General features: G+C 33.6%; 16 protein-coding genes. 7 read left to right on the top strand and 9 right to left on the bottom strand.

Annotation, left to right across the window (positions count from 1 at the left end; translation table 11 throughout):
* The first annotated feature begins 12 nt into the window (after positions 1 to 12).
* From ABEB18_RS02770 to ABEB18_RS02760, 3 genes are all read left to right on the top strand, one after another.
* Positions 13 to 423: a hypothetical protein gene (locus ABEB18_RS02770; protein ID WP_348797496.1), complete on the top strand. Its 411-nt coding sequence runs from the start codon at positions 13 to 15 to the stop codon at positions 421 to 423.
* A gap of 298 nt (positions 424 to 721) precedes the next feature.
* Positions 722 to 1789 (top strand): glycosyltransferase, encoded by a 1068-nt coding sequence (locus ABEB18_RS02765; protein ID WP_348797494.1) that lies wholly within the window; start codon positions 722 to 724, stop codon positions 1787 to 1789.
* Positions 1790 to 1909: 120 nt separating this feature from the next.
* A complete protein-coding gene (locus ABEB18_RS02760; protein ID WP_348797493.1) occupies positions 1910 to 2713 on the top strand; it encodes a DUF2490 domain-containing protein in 804 nt (267 codons plus the stop codon).
* A 6-nt stretch (positions 2714 to 2719) separates the two neighbouring features.
* Here ABEB18_RS02760 and phoU read toward each other — a convergent pair whose 3' ends face one another.
* The 8 genes from phoU to ABEB18_RS02720 form a co-directional block, all read right to left on the bottom strand.
* A complete protein-coding gene (phoU, locus tag ABEB18_RS02755) occupies positions 2720 to 3394 on the bottom strand; it encodes a phosphate signaling complex protein PhoU (RefSeq protein WP_348797491.1) in 675 nt (224 codons plus the stop codon).
* Positions 3395 to 3483: 89 nt separating this feature from the next.
* Positions 3484 to 4242, bottom strand: a complete 759-nt coding sequence (pstB, locus tag ABEB18_RS02750; RefSeq protein WP_348797490.1) for a phosphate ABC transporter ATP-binding protein PstB — start codon at positions 4240 to 4242, stop codon at positions 3484 to 3486.
* Positions 4243 to 4335: 93 nt separating this feature from the next.
* Positions 4336 to 5280: a phosphate ABC transporter permease PstA gene (gene pstA / locus ABEB18_RS02745; RefSeq protein WP_348797489.1), complete on the bottom strand. Its 945-nt coding sequence runs from the start codon at positions 5278 to 5280 to the stop codon at positions 4336 to 4338.
* A gap of 2 nt (positions 5281 to 5282) precedes the next feature.
* A complete protein-coding gene (gene pstC, locus ABEB18_RS02740; RefSeq protein WP_348797488.1) occupies positions 5283 to 6476 on the bottom strand; it encodes a phosphate ABC transporter permease subunit PstC in 1194 nt (397 codons plus the stop codon).
* Positions 6477 to 6554: 78 nt separating this feature from the next.
* Positions 6555 to 7388, bottom strand: coding sequence for a phosphate ABC transporter substrate-binding protein (locus ABEB18_RS02735; protein ID WP_348797486.1), 834 nt, complete (start codon positions 7386 to 7388; stop codon positions 6555 to 6557).
* A 198-nt stretch (positions 7389 to 7586) separates the two neighbouring features.
* On the bottom strand, positions 7587 to 8915 hold the full coding sequence (locus ABEB18_RS02730) for a porin (protein WP_348797485.1): 1329 nt from the start codon (positions 8913 to 8915) through the stop codon (positions 7587 to 7589).
* Between the two features lie 139 nt (positions 8916 to 9054).
* Positions 9055 to 10146, bottom strand: coding sequence for a sensor histidine kinase (locus ABEB18_RS02725; protein ID WP_348797955.1), 1092 nt, complete (start codon positions 10144 to 10146; stop codon positions 9055 to 9057).
* Between the two features lie 76 nt (positions 10147 to 10222).
* Positions 10223 to 10906, bottom strand: coding sequence for a response regulator transcription factor (locus tag ABEB18_RS02720; protein WP_348797484.1), 684 nt, complete (start codon positions 10904 to 10906; stop codon positions 10223 to 10225).
* 238 nt (positions 10907 to 11144) lie between these two features.
* Here ABEB18_RS02720 and ABEB18_RS02715 point away from each other — a divergent pair, with 238 nt between their 5' ends.
* The 4 genes from ABEB18_RS02715 to ABEB18_RS02700 all read left to right on the top strand — a co-directional run bounded on the left by ABEB18_RS02715 (position 11145) and on the right by ABEB18_RS02700 (position 16858).
* Positions 11145 to 13910, top strand: coding sequence for a TonB-dependent receptor (locus ABEB18_RS02715; protein ID WP_348797482.1), 2766 nt, complete (start codon positions 11145 to 11147; stop codon positions 13908 to 13910).
* A gap of 242 nt (positions 13911 to 14152) precedes the next feature.
* Positions 14153 to 15337, top strand: a complete 1185-nt coding sequence (locus tag ABEB18_RS02710) for a beta-helix domain-containing protein (protein WP_348797481.1) — start codon at positions 14153 to 14155, stop codon at positions 15335 to 15337.
* 98 nt (positions 15338 to 15435) lie between these two features.
* Entirely contained in the window at positions 15436 to 15771 is a 336-nt protein-coding gene (locus ABEB18_RS02705) for a T9SS type A sorting domain-containing protein (RefSeq protein ID WP_348797480.1), read from the top strand.
* Positions 15772 to 15877: 106 nt separating this feature from the next.
* Complete coding sequence (locus ABEB18_RS02700; protein ID WP_348797478.1) at positions 15878 to 16858, top strand: LuxE/PaaK family acyltransferase; 981 nt, start codon at positions 15878 to 15880, stop codon at positions 16856 to 16858.
* Between the two features lie 3 nt (positions 16859 to 16861).
* Here the strand turns inward: ABEB18_RS02700 and tyrS are convergent, their stop codons facing one another.
* Positions 16862 to 18160 carry a tyrosine--tRNA ligase gene (tyrS, locus tag ABEB18_RS02695; RefSeq protein WP_348797477.1) on the bottom strand — a complete coding sequence of 433 codons (1299 nt, stop codon included), beginning with the start codon at positions 18158 to 18160 and terminating at the stop codon, positions 16862 to 16864.
* Positions 18161 to 18347 lie beyond the last annotated feature (187 nt).

The raw sequence follows: 18347 nt of genomic DNA, 5'->3' as shown, positions 1-18347 counted from the left end.
AACCTAAAAATTATGAAAAGATTATTGTTACTAAGTTTTTTTGTTATTCTTTCGAATACTTTTTATGCGCAAACAAGCACTACTAAAGCGAAATCATCTGTAGAAAAAACGACAAAAGACGCTAAAAAAACAGCCAGCAAAACTACCAAAGACGTAAAAAAAACTGCTGATAAAGCTACCAAAGACTCTAAAAAAACGGCTGATAAGACAACAAAAGATGTAAAAAAATCGGTTAACAAAACAACAACCGATTCTAAAAAGGCAGTAGCCAAAACAACCAAAGATGTAAAAAAATCGTCTGACAAAGCTGTAAAAACGGCCGACAAAGTAACCGGACAATACAATGGCAAAAAAGTTTATACAGGTCCAAAAGGCGGAAGATATTACATAAACTCAAACGGAAACAAAACCTATATCAAGTAATTAAGATTATTACGGGTCTCAATAAAGAGGCTGTCCTAAAAGTCTTGTTTTGTCATTCCGAATTTATTTCGGAATCTAAAAAACAAATGATAATCTAGAGTCTAAAGAAGCTGAAACAAGTTCAACATGACAAGATTATTTCTTTTTGGACAGCCTCTTTTATTTACTCTAATTTTACACTGGAAAATCAAAATCATTTTTTTTATAATTTAAAATAAACTTTTAGTAATACATTGCCAACATTCAAAAATATGCCTTCAAGTATCTTTATCCTTACAACAAAATCGTAAGAAGACACATGAATCTAAACTCAGAAAACAAGACTATTTTAGTTGCTCCCTTAAATTGGGGACTCGGACACGCTACTCGTTGCATCCCGATCATAAAAGCACTACAAGAAAACAATTTTACCCCCATAATAGCCTCGGATGGAATTGCTCTTGAATTACTTCGTAAAGAGTTCCCTTATCTAAAAACACTAGAATTACCTTCTTATCAAATTGAGTATGCTAAAAACGGCAAAAATTTTAAATGGAAATTATTAAAAAGATTACCCAAAATGTTAGAGGCTATTAGCGAAGAGAAAATCATTGTCAAAAAATGGGTCAAGAAACATCATATCGACGGAATCATATCAGACAATCGTCTTGGCGTTTTCCACAAAAAAATCCCTACTGTGTTTATCACACATCAATTGAATGTACTTACAGGAAATACTACTTGGTTTACCAGTAAATTACATCAATATATCATAAAAAAATACACCCAATGTTGGGTTCCAGATTTTGAAGGCAATCAAAACCTAACAGGAAAATTGGGTCATCTCAAAAAAGCAGATTTTGAAATAAAACACATTGGTCCTTTGAGCAGAATCCATAAAAAAGACGTAGCCTTACAGTATGATTTGATGATAATACTTTCTGGGCCTGAACCTCAACGTGGCTTATTGGAAGAAAAACTAAAAAAAGAAATAATTGGTTATCCTGGAAAGATTGTTTTCATAAAAGGATTAATAGAGAAAGAGCAAAAAAAAGTACAAATAGGCAATGTAACCTATTACAACTTTATGAATAGTCGCCAAATAGAACAAACTTTTAACGAAAGTAAAATGATTTTGTGTCGCTCGGGCTACACTACCATAATGGATTTGGCAAAACTAGGCAAGAAAGCTTTTTTTATTCCAACACCTGGGCAATACGAACAAGAATATCTAGCCGAAAAGTTAATGCAAGACAAACTTGTGCCTTTCGCCAAACAGAAAGATTTTACAATAGAAAAACTAACCGAAATAGATCATTATGAAGGATTGCCATCTGTAAAAAACGAAATTGACTGGATGCAATTATTTAAGGTTTTTGTACACTAACGCTTCTATTTTGTATATTTTACTTTTAGCACCAAGTCTAATTAATTAATATATTTGTAATGGTAAACTTTCATAGCCTTGCTACTGAAAATTACCTTTTTTAGAGACAAAACGGTGTTTATGTTTTACAAAAAAAAAGCTTTCCCTCTTTTCAAAATTAATTCTATTAATAGGATCACATTTTTAATTATTGGTTTTTTTCTGGGCCAATATTGTTATGCACAAACCCAAAAGCGAAACCAGTTTGAGAATACTTATGAGTTTAACAAAGTCATTGGAAAAAAAACAGCATTAGAGATCAACCTAAATCACCTATACACCAGTAGCGATAACGAAAACAACCCTTTTGAGAATAACTCACGAGTTTCAGGATGGCTTTGGTTACATTATTTTGCGTCCAAAAAATGGAAAATATCTACCAATATTGGTTATGTGTATAATCATGATGTGCCAGAAATCAACCAAAAACAACTTCCTGAAATTCGTCTTTCGGCACAAGGAATCTATTATTTTATTAAAAAAGATTATGTCTTAACCAATAGACTTCGCATTGAAGACCGTATTCTAACGACTGAAGACTCTGGTTTTGATGTTATTTTTCGTCTTAGAGAAATGGTCAAATTAGTATATCCCATATCGGTAATCAAATTTGGGAAAGGATCTTTGTACGGAATCGTTTCGGATGAAGTTTTTTTTAAAACAAAATCTCAATTAACCAGTGATGAAACATTTGATCGTAACAGATTTACGGTAGGTTTGGGGTACTCTTTTTCGGATGCTTTTCAATTTGAGCTCACTTACCTCAATGATTATATCCCAAGATCTACCAATGATAGAATACACAACACTCTTGGTACGAGATTAATTTTTAATGATATTATTTCTATCCTTAGAAAGAAAAACGGAAATATTCCGACGTATTAACAGCTATTATTCTCGCAACAAATCGTCTATTTTGTCGTGTTTGATGATTTTGGCATTTACCATAAAATACACATACTCGGCTATGTTGGTACAGTGTTCGGATATGCGTTCTAGATGTTTTAAAACTATTATCAAATTCGTTCCAGAAACCACAGCTTTCGAATTCACTTTCATTTCATTCATTATATTGTGAATAGCCTCTTCGCTCTTGTTTTTGATATCTTTATTCAACAGAAAAATTTCTCCAATTGTATTGCCATCACGAGTTATAAAACAAAGATTCGCCCTAACAGTGACTAATTCTACCAATCTAGAAATAGCAATAACATCATACTTCACCACTAGATCGTGTTTTTCTTTGATGTTTTTAGATTTTTTAGCAATACTGATAGATAAATCGCCTATTCGCTCAATTTCGTTACTAATTTGCATAGCCGACATGATAAAACGTAAATCGGAAGCAACAGGTTGTTTTAAAGCAAAAATACTTTGACAAACTTCATCAATTTTTACATCGAGTTTATCAATTTTATCTTCATTTTTTTTGATTATTTTTGGCTCTATAGCTTCAGGGTCTTGCAAAAGAATTTTAATCGCATTACTCAACTGACCTTCGGCTAACTTTCCAATTTTTTCAATGATACCCTTTAATTTTTCTAATTCTATTTCGAAATGTGTCATTTTATATTTTTTATTTAAAGGTTCAAATTTTAATGATTAAAAGATTGAATAAAAACAGTTCAACTCTTTTGATTTTTTAATAAAACATTTTAACCAAATCTACCCGTAATATAATCTTCCGTTTGCTTTTGAGAAGGCTTGGTAAAAATGGCATTAGTTTTATCCATTTCTATTAAACTTCCCATATAAAAGAAAGATGTATAGTCACTTGTTCTAGCAGCTTGTTGCATATTATGAGTAACAATGATAATGGTATATTTTTCTTTTAGTTGATGTATTAATTCCTCGATTTTTGAAGTCGATATTGGATCTAAAGCGCTAGCGGGTTCGTCCATCAAAATGATATCTGGATTTACCGCCAAAGTTCTCCCAATACACAACCGTTGTTGTTGTCCTCCAGATAATCCAAGTGCCGAATCGTTTAAACGATCTTTGAGTTCATCCCAAATAGCAGCTCGACGCAAAGAAGTTTCTACAATTTCATCCAATTGCGTTTTATTATGAATTCCGTTTATACGAGGTCCATAAGCAATGTTCTCATAAATGGATTTTGGAAAAGGATTCGATTTTTGAAAAACCATTCCTATTTTCTTTCGAACGTTTACAACATCTACATTCTTATCATAAATATCAACACCTTCAACAAGCATTTTCCCCTTGATAGTCACATTCGGAATCAAATCATTCATTCTATTAATGCATCTCAAAAAAGTTGATTTACCACAACCCGAAGGACCAATCAAAGCCGTTACTTTGTTGGCCGGAATATCCATTGTGATTTCGTTTAATGCTTTTTTTTCGCCATAGTATAATGATAAATCATTTACTTTAATTTTTATGTCTTTCATATTTTTTGAGTAATTAGTAATTAGCCTTGAAAAGAACACCTATTTTTTCTTTTCGTTATTGTCTCTTGGTTACCAAAGATCAAGACTAAGAACTTATATGGTTTTTCTTCTAATTCTTGCTCTAATGATTACCGCCACAATATTCAAAGACAATGTCAAAATCAGTAGCATTAAAGTAGTAGCGAATTGAATTGGCATGGTCTTTTCTACATCCGAAGATTGAGTGGACATGATATAAATATGATATCCCAAATTCATAAATTGATCGCTCAATGATCCAGGAAGAGTCGCCAAATAATAAGCTGCTCCTGTAAATAAAATAGGTGCTACTTCGCCAGCCCCTCTACTAACGGCAAGAATGGTTCCTGTGATAATTCCAGAAATCGATTCTGGCAAAATTATTTTCCAGATCGTTTGCCATTTGGTTGCGCCCAGTGCCAAACTTGCATCTCGTAATTCACGTGGAATGGTTTTCAAAGCTTCTTCTACAGAAACAATTATAACGGGCAGAGTCAATAACGACATTGTCAAACTTGCCCAAAGAATATTGGGCTGTCCCCATCGTAATTGCCCCCCATTGAGAACCGAATCTGCACCAGCTCCTATAAACTGTATAAAAAATCCAAGACCAAAAAGTCCAAATATTATAGACGGAACAACAGCCAGTGTTCGTACCGAAAACCGTACCGCTGCTGCAAACTTAGAATCTTCATGTGCATACTCGGTTAAGTAAAGTGCGGTAATTGTTCCGAAAGGAACTGCTACTATTGACATTACAATTACCAAAATAAAAGTTCCAATTATGGCAGGAAAAATTCCGCCCTCGGTCATTCCGTTTGTGGGAAAAGAAGAAATGAATTCCCATGTAAATTTACTTCTCCCGTGATAAATAATAATTCCCAAAATTACCAAAAGAATTGCGATAATCAGAATTACAGCTATTTGTGTAATTCCAATAAAAATTCGCCCTTTGGTTTCTGAACGACTTGATTTGCCAGAAAAAAAATAATTTTCAGATTGATTTACAACTGCATTCATAATTAGTTTCCTTGAAATTTCTTTAATAATTTACCCTTCACATAAAATTCGGCTACAGCATTCAAAGCAAATGAAAAAATAAAAAGCAATGAACCTATAAAGAACAAAACGCTGTAATGTGTTTCGCCAAAAACGGTTTCGGCCATTTCAGAACCAATTGTCGCCGCAAAAGTTCGAACACTTTCAAACGGATTTAACGAAACCAAAGCTGCATTTCCTGTAGCCATAAGTGCAATCATCGTTTCACCAAAAACTCTCCCTATTCCTAATAATAATGCTGCAAAAATTCCGGGCGTTGCTGCTGGCAAAATCACAAAAAAAGCAGTTTGCCATTTACTAGCTCCAAGAGCTAAACTGGCTTCAGTATATGCTTTTGGCACAGCAGACAACGCATCTTCGGAAATGGTATAAATGATAGGAATGGCAGCCAAAGCCATAGCCACACCACCAACAAAGGCATTCAATCTGGAATCATATCCAAAAACGTCTTGGAAAAAACTAGCCAAGACCATCAAAGCAAAAAACCCAATTACTACCGATGGAAATGCAGCAAGCATTTCGATGATTGGTTTTATGATTTCCTTGGTTCTTTTGGAAGCAAAACAACACGTATATAGAGCCGCAAAGACAGACAATGGCCCCGCAATAAGCATTGCAATAATGGTCACTTTCAAGGTTCCTATTAAAAGTGCCAACAAACCAAATCTAGGATTATCGGATACTGGTACCCATTCTATTGAAAAAAAGGTAGTCCATACGCTGACATTTTCATCATTACTTTCTGAAGATACTATAGTTTGAGTTTCCTCTGCTGGAACGCTTAAATCTTCGGTTACCGATTCACCATAAGATTCTGGCTTTAATTCATCTGTTTCGGCTCCGTAAGTTTCGGGTTGCAATTCTTCTGAAGTTTCACTACCATAGGTCTCTGGTTCCAAATCTTCTGTTGTTCCTCCGTATGTTTCTATTTCTTCAGAAGACGGAACACTTATTTCGGTAGCCTTTTTTACATGATCCTCCGATACAAATAAGGGAATTGATTCCTTAAAAACAAAAATAAAAATTAAAAAGATGGTTGCTATAGAAAGAAATGCTACCGATGCAATTATTTTTTCGGCCAAAAACTCAGAAAGTCTAAATTGCTTCTTTAGGCTTTCTTTACTGAATGTATTGGTTTGAGGTAGTTCTGAATTCATTTTTATTGGTTTAGGAATCGTGATAGATAAAAAAAGTATCCCTCATCTTAATTCTTAAAAATGAGGGATAATTACCAATTATTTTAAAGGATAATAACCAACATCAGCAATAAGACTTTGACCTTGCGGACTTAAGATCCAATCTATAAAAGCTTTGGTCTCTCCAGTTGGTTTTTCTTTTAAATACATATACAAATATCTTGTGATTGGATATGTTCTGTTTTTGATAGTTGTTTCTGATGGCAAAACTCCTTTGGTTTTAGCGTCTCTTTTAACAGCACAATCCTTTACTCCTTCAGCATAAGCAGCTCCTCCATAACCAATACTGTATTTGTCTTTTTTTACAGCATTTACAATAGCGGCTGTTCCAGGCAAAGTTTGGCAATTTTTAGCAAAATCTGTTTTTACTACATGATCTTTGAAAAATTCAAAAGTTCCAGAGCTACTTTCTCTACCATACAATTGAATTTTGGCATCGGCTCCACCCACTTGTTTCCAATTAGTAATTTTTCCTGAAAAAATATCTCCCAATTGCTGGATAGTCAATTCCGAAACGCTGTTTCCTTTGTTTAAAAAAACAGACAAACCGTCTTTTGCACAAGCTATCTCTACCCCTGTTCTATTATATTTTGCTTTCATTTTTGTTAATTCAGAAGGCTTTATAGAGCGACTAGAATTAGCAATATCGGTAGAACCATTTATTAATGCAGCCAATCCTACACCAGAGCCTCCTCCTGTTACTTGTATATTGGTTCCTGGATGTTTTTTCATATACATCTCAGCCCATTTTTGAGATAAGATAACCATGGTATCAGAACCTTTAATCGTTATTTTATTCAAAGTTGTAAACGAGTACCCAATAGTCATCACAATGACTAAGAGAACCATATATTTTACCTTAGATTTATTCATTCTTGTCTATTTTAATTCACCTCAAAATTACGTCTATACCATTAATTTTGTGTTAAGTAAGTATTATCCAATCTTTATTATTTGATTGTTTTTACAATAACTTTACTATAACTACAGGATTGCTTAAAACACAAAAAAAGTGGTTATTTCACGATTCGTGAAGCAACCACTCTTTTTCAAAGATTTTAAATCGGTAAATTAAAAATTTATCTGCGCTTGTAATCGTAACAAATTTCCTTGCTGTCTATTGTCTGGCAACGCACTGTCTTCAAAAGTTCTATCCGAAACAACCCATTCTGCTACTAATTCAAAAGCTTTTATAGGTTGCCATTCTATACCAAACTCGTATTCTCTTACGATATAACTTCTAGCATCTTTTTCGAATTTTTTTCCTCCATCATAATATTGAAATTTGGCAAATGGATATAAATAATGATGTTTTTCTAATGAAATATCGTATTTATAATTCAATGTAATATAACCTCCGCTCAAGTCAGAAACTTCTATAGAATTGGACACTTTATCATATCGTGGTCCTTTACCAATATTATATTCTGTTTGGATACCAAATGGTTTTGGATACAATACAAAAGTGGCTCCAATCCTCTGATCGGTTACATACTTTTTATCAAAATCTGTAGTTACACCAGCTGATATTTCATTAGTAAAAGCCCATTTTCCGGTATAAGCTTGTAATCCTGGCTCTATAATTTGGCTTCCAATAACAAATGGATACGTTATTCTTGTCACCACATGCAAGTCCTTGTTAGCCTCTGTTTTATTTACATTATTACCATTATAAGCCCCAAAAGCAAAAACTCCGTAATCACCAGACCCTTTATACCCATCTCTTACGAGCATAGCAAATCGTTCTCTGATTTCGGCTGGGGCCCAGTAAAAAAACACCCCTAAATCTCTCTCATTTGGGATTCCACTGTTTAGAGCATCGTTTCGATCTAAAGTTAGACGGTTTTGGCTAGATTGCATGTTTTCGAAACCAAATGGAACTTTACTTTGCCCAATTCGAACTCTATATTCTCTTTTCTTATCAAATGAAATGTCTGCATAAACATCTCTCAACTGAGCAAAATTATTCACCCCAGATGATGGAGAACTTGCAAAATCTGGCTGGATATACACAAAAACACTTGGGAGGATTTGCCCTGAAAAAACAAGACGGGCACGTCTTATAAAGAAACCATTATTTGATTTTGCATTAGGTTCAGTTGAAGTGGTTCCCCATGATTTATCGCATTGCTCACAAGAAACCCTATCATTAGTAGAAAACAATCCATTGTATCGTACTTGAGCATACCCTCGAAGCGAAATTTTCTTGTACCAAGAATCTTTTTCTTTTTCATTTTTGGTAGATTCTTGTTTATCTTGCTGAACTTGTTTGGTTTTATTAGCGTTATTTATTGAATCTAAAATACGAACTACTTCCTTTTTTATCTCGTCTTTATTAACATCTTGCGCATTCGCACCCATTGAAAAAAGAAGCAAACTTGCAAATAAAATTTTTCTCATTACTGATTTATTAATTTTTTTGCAAAGGTGAGCTTGCTGTGTTAAGCTATCGTTAACACAGTGTTATGTTGATGCTAATTTAATGTTACTGATGTAAAATAATTAATTTCTAACTATCAAGTTGTTGTTTTTCAACCATTTAATTAAAAGACAACTTTTCCTTTTTAGAAATTAGACTTTTAGGTTTAGATAAAGTAAAAGAGAATTCTGAACCAATTCCGAATTCACTTTCCACGTAAATTTTTTCTTTATGTGCTTCGATAATATGTTTTACTATGGAAAGTCCTAAACCCGATCCCCCTTCTTCTCTAGAACCACTTTTATTCACTCTAAAGAATCGCTCAAAAAGACGCGGAACATTATGCGCTTCTATACCTTCTCCGTCATCCGAAAAACGTATCAACACTTTTTTGTGTGTTAGATTGATTACGCTTATTTCGGTAGTCCCGCCTTCTTTTCCATATTTGATAGAATTGACAATCAAATTTTCGATCACTTGTTGCACTCTATCTTTATCAGCCCTGACTAACATGGGCTGTTTTTTCTTATTCTCTATGCTTAGAGTGATATTTTTTTCCTGAGATTTAATTTCCAGCAAGTCAATTACATTTTGAATCAAATCGATAATATCAAATTCAGAAAATTCAAGATTTAAGTCACCCGATTCAAGCTTGGTAATCATATCGAGATCTTCAACAATATAAATTAATCGTTCTACACCTTTTTCGGCACGCTTCAAATATTTTTTTCTAATATTTTTATCTTCCATTGCGCCATCAATAAGAGTAGATAAATAACCTTGAACTGTAAAAAGTGGAGTTTTTAATTCGTGAGAAACATTACCTAAAAATTCTCTTCGGTATTCTTCACGAACTTGCAACATTTCGATTTCCAATTTTTTATCAGTAGCAAATTTTTTCACCTCTCTAGTCAGGGTTTCCATATCTGTCGTGATTGGCTTATTGATAAATGTACTGGATTCTAATAAGGAAACATCGTCATAGATTTTTTTTACTCTCCTGTATATAAAACGTTCAACTCTATATTGTAAAACAAAAAAGGAAAACAAGTAAACAAAAAACAAAGTTACAAGACCTACGGTCAACAAGTCACTTGAGGGAGAATTGTACAGTGTTCGTACCAAAACCAAATTAAAAGCAGATACAAATAAACTGATATAAAAAGCTGACTTTATTGCAAATTTGTAGCTCTTTTTGAAACTAACTTTCATCATTGAATAACCTCTCTATTTTATTGTTGTCTTGAAAAAACTAATGTTTTCTCAAAAGTAAAAAAATGTATTAAAATTAAACTTCAAATTTATACCCAACTCCTTTTATGGTTTTGAAAAGATCATCACCAATTTTTTCACGAAGTTTTCTTATATGTACATCTATTGTTCTACCACCCACAACAACATCGTTACCCCAAACTTTGTCTAGTATTTCCTCTCTCTTAAATACTTTTCCAGGTTTTGAAGCTAACAAATAAAATAATTCGAACTCTTTTCTTGGCAAAGCAATTTCAAAATCATCTTTTACGATTTTATATTCTTCTCTATTAATTTCGATTCCACCTACATTAAGTGTCTCACTACTCTGATCCTGTTCTTTTAGTCTTCTCAGTAACGCTTTTACCTTACTAACCAATAACTTCGGTTTGATAGGTTTAGTAATATAATCATCGGCTCCAGCGTCAAAACCTGCAACTTGCGAATAGTCTTCGTTTCTTGCTGTCAAAAACGTAATGATAACATTGTTCAATTCAGGAATTTTTCGGATGTGTTCGCATGCCTCCATTCCATCCATTTCTGGCATCATAACATCCATAATAATAAGACTAGGTATTTCTTTTCTGGCTTTTTCGATAGCATCTTTACCATTAACAGCTGTAACTATCTGATACCCTTCTTGTGCTAAATTATAGCCTACAATTTCTAAAATATCTGGTTCATCATCAACCAGAAGAATCTTGGTGTTTCTTTTTTTCATATTAAATAGCAAATTTTAAGCTTTTGTGCTGTATATAAACCAATTATAATATACAAATACTTTTTATTGCAATGTAAAAGTAAAGATAAAGTATTATTAACAAAACAAAAACAGCTGACTTAACCTTAATTTAATCTGTTAACTATTTCATAATAATAACAACATTCATTGATAACCACAACTTAACACAAGAACTAGATTCCTGCCATTTCTTTGCCGAAAATTAAAACAACTAAAAATGAAATTAAAATTTCTATTCTTTACACTATTTATTTGTGTTATTGGTTTTGCACAAAACAGCGGAACTATAACAGGTGTTTTATCAGACAAGGATTCCAACAATCAGCCATTACCTTTTGCTAATGTTTTAATAAAAGATACTAAAATTGGCGCTAATACTGATATAGATGGAAAATACACGATTGCGATTGCTCCCGGAAATTACACAATTCAATTTAGCTTTGTAGGTTATGAAACTGTAGAAGTTCCTGTGACAGTTATAGCAAATCAAACTGTAGAAGTCAACAACGCATTGGGAGCTGGCAGCTATAAACTAAAAGATGTTGTGGTAAAAAACAACGGTCCTGGAAAACAAAAAGAAACAGCTTTGTTGCTACAACAAAAAAATGCTGTCGAAATCAAACAAGAAATTGGTGCACAAGAACTTTCTAGAAAAGGAGTTAGCGATGCTGCTGGTGCTGTAACAAAAACTACTGGTATTACCAAACAAGAAGGTACTGGAAATATTTTTGTGAGAGGTTTAGGAGATCGTTATAACTCTACTACGATGAATGGATTACCAATTCCTTCTAACGATCCTGAAAAGAAAAACATTAATTTAGATATTTTCTCTACCGATATTATCGAGTACGTTTCTATCGATAAAGTATATAACGGTAAATTCTTTGGTGATTTTGCGGGAGGAAACGTAGATATTGTATCTAAAGATTATAAAGGAAATGGTTTCTTTAGAATTGATGTAGAAGCAAAACTAAATACCAATGCTATTAGCGAAGATAACTTTACACTTCAGGATGGCAGAGGAGCATCTGGATTTACCAAAACAAGTATCCCAAACAATCCGCTTACACAATACAATTACAAAACACTTCAATTTGACAAGAAAGTTCCAGTTGGAGGCTCATACGGATTATCAGCTGGAGATTCTTTCGCTGTTGGCGAAGAAGGAAAAATTAGCATATTCGGTACAGCCTCTTTTACAAACGAATTTTCTTCAAGCACAAACGGAATTGCTAGAGGTAGTGTGAATGCAGCTGGTGTAGCCGGTAAAGATTTAGATTACAGCTATACCGCATATAACACAAACACTACTGCAATGTTGAATACGGGTTACAAAATTGACTCTAAAAACAAAATCAATTTCAACTCATTATTCATCAATACTTCTTCTCAAAAGAAAGAAGAATCAAGCGGATACATTGTTGATTTAGCCAATGACGGAAATGGTTTTATCCGTAGAAATGATTACCAAATATCTAACCTTTGGGTAAATCAATTATTAGGAGAGCACAAATTAAGCGACAGAACCATTTTTAATTGGGGTGGATCTTACAATATCATCAACCAAGACACTCCAGATAGAACGTACAACACTATGAATAAAGTTTCTGGTGGTTATGTAATCAACTCACAATCTGCTCCAAACAACAACCGTTATTTCCAAGAATTAAAAGAAACTGAAGCAGCAGCAAATTTATCTTTGGATTATAAATTTAGCAAAGATGCTGATGGTGGTTATAAAGGAAAATTCACTGTTGGTTACAACGGAAGATTTAAAAACAGAGATTTTGAAGCTACACAATTTAACTTCAAAACAACTACAAGCCCAGTTTCGCACACTGGAGACATTGTTGATCCGAACAACTTAGATTTGTTTTACAACCAAACAAATTTTGAAAACAACTATTTTACCATTGCAACATTTCGTGGTGGTTACCAAGTACCAAATGCATTAGATCCACAAACGTACAATGGAGATTTAATGATTAACGGTGGATTCTTAAATACCGAATACAAATTTGATAGACTTACAGCTGTATTAGGTTTAAGAGCCGAATATATCCTTCAAAATGTAGAATGGAAAACACAATTGGATCCAACTGGAGATGATGACGAATTAGAAAAAACTGCTTTCTTGCCAAGTCTTGTATTAAAATATGAATTGACCGAAAAACAAAACTTGCGTTTAGGATTTAGCAAAACTTATACTTTACCACAATTCAAAGAAAGATCACCATTTATCTACGAAGACTTTTTACAAGCTAAATTTGGTAACCCATATTTATACGCATCAGATGATTACAATTTGGATTTAAAATGGGAGATGTTCCCAGAAAATGATGAGTTAATTTCGGTAACTGCTTTCGGGAAATACATTTTAAATCCGATTAATGAAATCACGGTAAACTCATCTACAAACGATATTTCTTGGGCAAACACTGGAGACACTGGTTATGTAGTAGGTGCCGAAGTAGAGTACAGAAAAACACTTTGGACATTGGATACTGAAAACTCTAAAAAATTAACTGGAGGTTTAAATGCATCTTATCTATATAGCGATCAAGAATTGGATGATGCAAAAGTACTGAAAGAAACAAAAGGATCTATCCCTACAAACTTTACCAATACCAATGGTAAATTTACTGGAGCATCAGATTTGTTGTTAAATGCAGATATTTCGTTCTTCAATGAGTGGAATAACAAAGAAAGTAACTTAACCTCAACAATCGCATACAACTATTTTTCAGACAGAGTAAACGCAATTGGAACTCAAGGAAAAGGGGATTTGGTTGACAAAGCTGTTGGAACACTAGATTTTATAGCAAAATCAAAACTGAATAAAAACTTTGGTTTAAGTCTTGTTGCTAAAAACTTATTGAATCCAACAATAAAAACAGTTCAAGAAAACAATAGCGGAGATGTTACAATCAGAAGCTACAAAAAAGGGCTAAATATCAACTTAGGATTTAGTTACGAATTCTAAACCACAACCAATTCAAGACACTGACAAAGACAGCTTTTTAGGCTGTCTTTTTTGTTTACTATCAAAACTCACTATAGCCTTTAAACAAACATTTATCTTAACAATCATAACATTTAGATAATACTAAATACGCATTATCTTAAAACAAGATTCACATTGACTTAACTCCAAAAAAAGATTTCTAGTCCATCTTTGCAACAAGAAAATAAACACAATTAAACACGAAATTTATTTAAACTAACATGAAAAAATCAATCGTACAATTAATGGCATTTGTTGCATTATCTGCAAGTGTATTCACAAGCTGTTCTAGTGATGACGACAATGACACACCATCATCTTCATTCGTTGCTGACCCTAACAACTTTACAGGATCTATCAACGACGGAGAAGTAATTCTTGATGCTTCAAAAACGTATAAACTTACAGGGAAAATCCAAGTAAATAGCGGAGCTACATTAACAATACCTGCTGGTACTGTTATTCAAGGTACTGCTGGAACTCAATCTTATATTACTGTTGCACAAGGAGGAAAAATCAATGTAAACGGAACTTCTTCAAACCCTGTTGTTATGACTTCTGGATTAGCTACTAAAGCTGCTGGAGACTGGGGAGGATTGGTAATTTGTGGTAAAGCAACTATCAACCGTGACAATGGAAATACAAAAACAGCTACTTCTGAGGTTGCTGAACTTACTTACGGAGGAACTGAAGATTCAGACAGTTCAGGATCTATCAAATATTTAAGAATAGAGTATGCTGGAGCTGCTTTTAACAGTGAAAAAGAATTCAACGGAGTTTCTTTCTTTGGAGTTGGTTCTGGAACAATTGTAGAGAATGTAGAAGCTTACCATGGTGCTGATGATGGATTTGAATTCTTTGGAGGAACTGTAAATACTTCAAACTTAATTTCTATCGGTAACGAAGATGATCAATTTGACTGGACTGAAGGATGGAGAGGTACAAACACTAACTGGTACGGAAAATTAGATTTCGGAAAAGGAAATAGAGGAATCGAAGCTGATAACTTCGAATTTGGTTACGGTTATGCTCCAATCTCTAACCCTTCTATCACAAACATCACATTGGTAGGACCTGGAAGTACTGCAGATGCTGCAAACTTTGCTGAAAACCAAGCTATGAAATTAAGAAGAGGAACTAAAGGAATTTTCTCAAACGTAGTAATCAGCGCTTGGAAAGTTGGATTCGATATCGAAAATGACGAAACTATTGCATTTGTTGGTACTGCTTTAAAAGCTACTGCTGTAAAAGTTGCAAGTGATGTTCCAACACTTACTAAAGGGAAGAAAACTGACGCTACTTCTGCTGATGTTACTGCTTTTGCTACTACTTCTGAGACTGCTACAGGAGCTGGAAACGGAGCTGGACAACCATCTTGGGCAACAGGTTGGTCAACAGGATTCTAATTCGTTTCTGTTAAAAATATACTAAAAACATCCTAAAAAATTAGGATGTTTTTTTTATTTTAAACTTTTTTCTATCTTTATAAAATAAACTAAAGTAAATGATAAAAAACTACTTTTATATCACTCTTTTATCGGCTATATTCTTCACTACCAACATATTGGCACAAGACCACTCTCAGTCGAAAATACAAGAAGACATTTCAATTGAAGGGCTTAATTTGTATCCAAACCCTGTAACAAACGGCAAAGTTTACATCACTTCAAAGAAAGAATTAGAAAAAGAAATCATCATTTTTGATGTATTAGGAAAAAAGGTTTTACAAACAAAAATAGCATCAAAAGAATTGAATGTTTCCAATCTTTCGCCAGGTGTTTATATCATCAAAATAACCGAAGAAGAAGCAACATCTAGTCGAAAATTAATAGTCCGGTAGAGTATCTAGTCTAGTTCCAATTTTATTGGGACTTTTTTTATGTCTTTTAATACAACTCCAAAACCCAAAAAGGCTTAAAAAATAATATCTTTGCAAAAAAAAGAATTTGATTACTGCCAACGACATATTTACGATTTCAAGCCAAAAACAATTTGAAAAAATAGCTTTAAAAGTTTTTCGTTTTCAATATGAAAACAATTTGGTTTACCAAGAATTCTGCAAATTATTAAAAACCAATCCGCAGCAAGTAAAATCGTTATATCAGATTCCTTTCTTACCCATTCAGTTTTTCAAAAGCCACAACATCATATCGAACAATAACCCAATTCAGACTACATTTACCAGTAGCGGAACAACTGGAACAATCACAAGCAGGCATTTGGTAACCGATGTTTCTATTTATGAGGAAAGCTATCGTCTAGGATTTTCACAATTTTACGGCAACATAGAAGATTATGTTGTTTTGGCTCTACTCCCTTCTTATCTCGAAAGAGAAGGGTCTTCATTAATCCATATGGTTGATGATTTGATACAGCTTACCAACAATGAGCATAGTGGTTTTTACCTCAACAATCACGACGAACTCATTCAAAAATTAATAGATTTGGATAAAGCAGGCCAAAACGTAATTCTGATTGGAGTTACATATGCTTTATTGGACTTAATCGAAAAAAAACAATTCCAACTCCAAAACACCATTATTATGGAAACTGGTGGAATGAAAGGGAAGCGCAAAGAAATGATTCGGGAAGAACTTCACGAACAACTTTGTAAAGGATTCGGTGTAACCGCCATTCATTCGGAATATGGCATGACTGAATTGCTTTCGCAAGCTTATTCTTTAGGAAATGGAGTATTTGAATGCCCTTCTTGGATGCAAATCCTCATTCGCGATACCGAAGATGCTTTAACCTACATAAACGAAGGAAAAACGGGAGGAATTAATGTTATCGATTTAGCCAACATCAACTCCTGTTCGTTTATTGCCACTCAGGATTTAGGGAAAAAATATCCCAATACCACTTTCGAAGTATTGGGACGTTTTGATAATTCTGATATTCGAGGTTGTAATTTGATGGTGGTTTAATTCCTAAACCACTCTTACTACAAAATAGTTTTTCTTTCCACTTTGCAATAATACAAACTGATTATTGATTAAATCATTGGCAGAAAGCACGAAAGTTTCGTTTACTTTCTCTCTGTTTACCGAAATAGAATTGGCAGTCAAAGCTCTTCTAGCCTCCCCATTCGACTTAAAGAAACCTGTTTTTTCGTTTAAAACCGTAATAATATCCAATCCGTTTTCTAAATCTGATTTTGCAATTTCGGCTTGAGGAACACCATCAAAGACTTCTAAGAAAGTTGCCGAATCTAATTTCTTCAAATCATCAGCATTCGCATTCCCAAACAAAATTCCTGAAGCTTGAACTGCTTTTTCAAACTCTTCTTTCGAATGAACAAAAACCGTCACTTGCTCAGCTAATTTTTTTTGTAAAATTCTTAGATGTGGAGCTGTTTTATGCTCTTCGATTAAAGCATCTATTTCTTCTTTTCCAAGAAAGGTAAAAATCTTAATATACTTTTCGGCGTCCACATCGGTCGTATTCAACCAAAATTGATAGAACTTATATACCGAAGTTTTATCCGAAGTCAACCAAACATTTCCGCCTTCGGATTTTCCAAATTTAGAACCATCGGCTTTGGTAATTAAGGGACAAGTCATAGCAAAAGCTTTAGCTTCTTCCCCAACATTCATTCTACGCACCAACTCAGTTCCCGTAGTGATATTCCCCCACTGGTCAGAACCTCCCATTTGTAACAAACAATTGTATTCTTTATACAAATGGTAAAAATCGTACCCTTGAATCAATTGGTATGTAAACTCCGTAAACGACATTCCTTCGCCTTCGCCAGCAATACGTTTTTTTACAGAATCCTTAGCCATCATATAATTTACCGTGATTCTTTTACCAACTTCACGAGCAAAATCTATGAATGAAAAAGTTTTCATCCAATCGTAATTATTCACCAATAACGGCGCATTATTTTCGTTTGAATTAAAATCTAAGAATCGAGACAATACGCCTTTTATTCCGGCAACATTTTTTTCTAATGTCGCTTCGTCCAATAAATTTCTCTCATCCGATTTTCCAGAAGGATCACCAATCATACCAGTAGCCCCACCCACCAAAGCAATTGGTTTGTGTCCAAAATTTTTAAGATGCACTAACAAAATAATCGGTACCAAACTACCAATATGCAAGGAATCTGATGTTGGATCAAATCCAATGTAAGTAGTTGTCATTTCTTTTAACAGTTGCTCTTCGGTTCCTGGCATCATATCGTGCACCAATCCACGCCATTGTAATTCGGAAATAATATTTTTCATTTATATCTAATTATCTAAATCAATTTTGAGTGCAAAGATAGTGATTCAATTTACGAATTACGAATTACGAATTACGAATTACGAATTACGAATTACGAATTACGAATTACGAATTACGAATTACGAATTATGAATTACGAATTATGAATTACGAATTATGAATTACGAATTATGAATTACGAATTAT

The organism is Flavobacterium adhaerens (assembly GCF_040045115.1).
In the GTDB taxonomy this organism is placed as follows: Bacteria; Bacteroidota; Bacteroidia; order Flavobacteriales; family Flavobacteriaceae; genus Flavobacterium; species Flavobacterium adhaerens.
The sequence above is the reverse complement of the archived record's forward strand: the minus strand, read 5'-3'. Positions and strand labels throughout refer to the sequence as shown.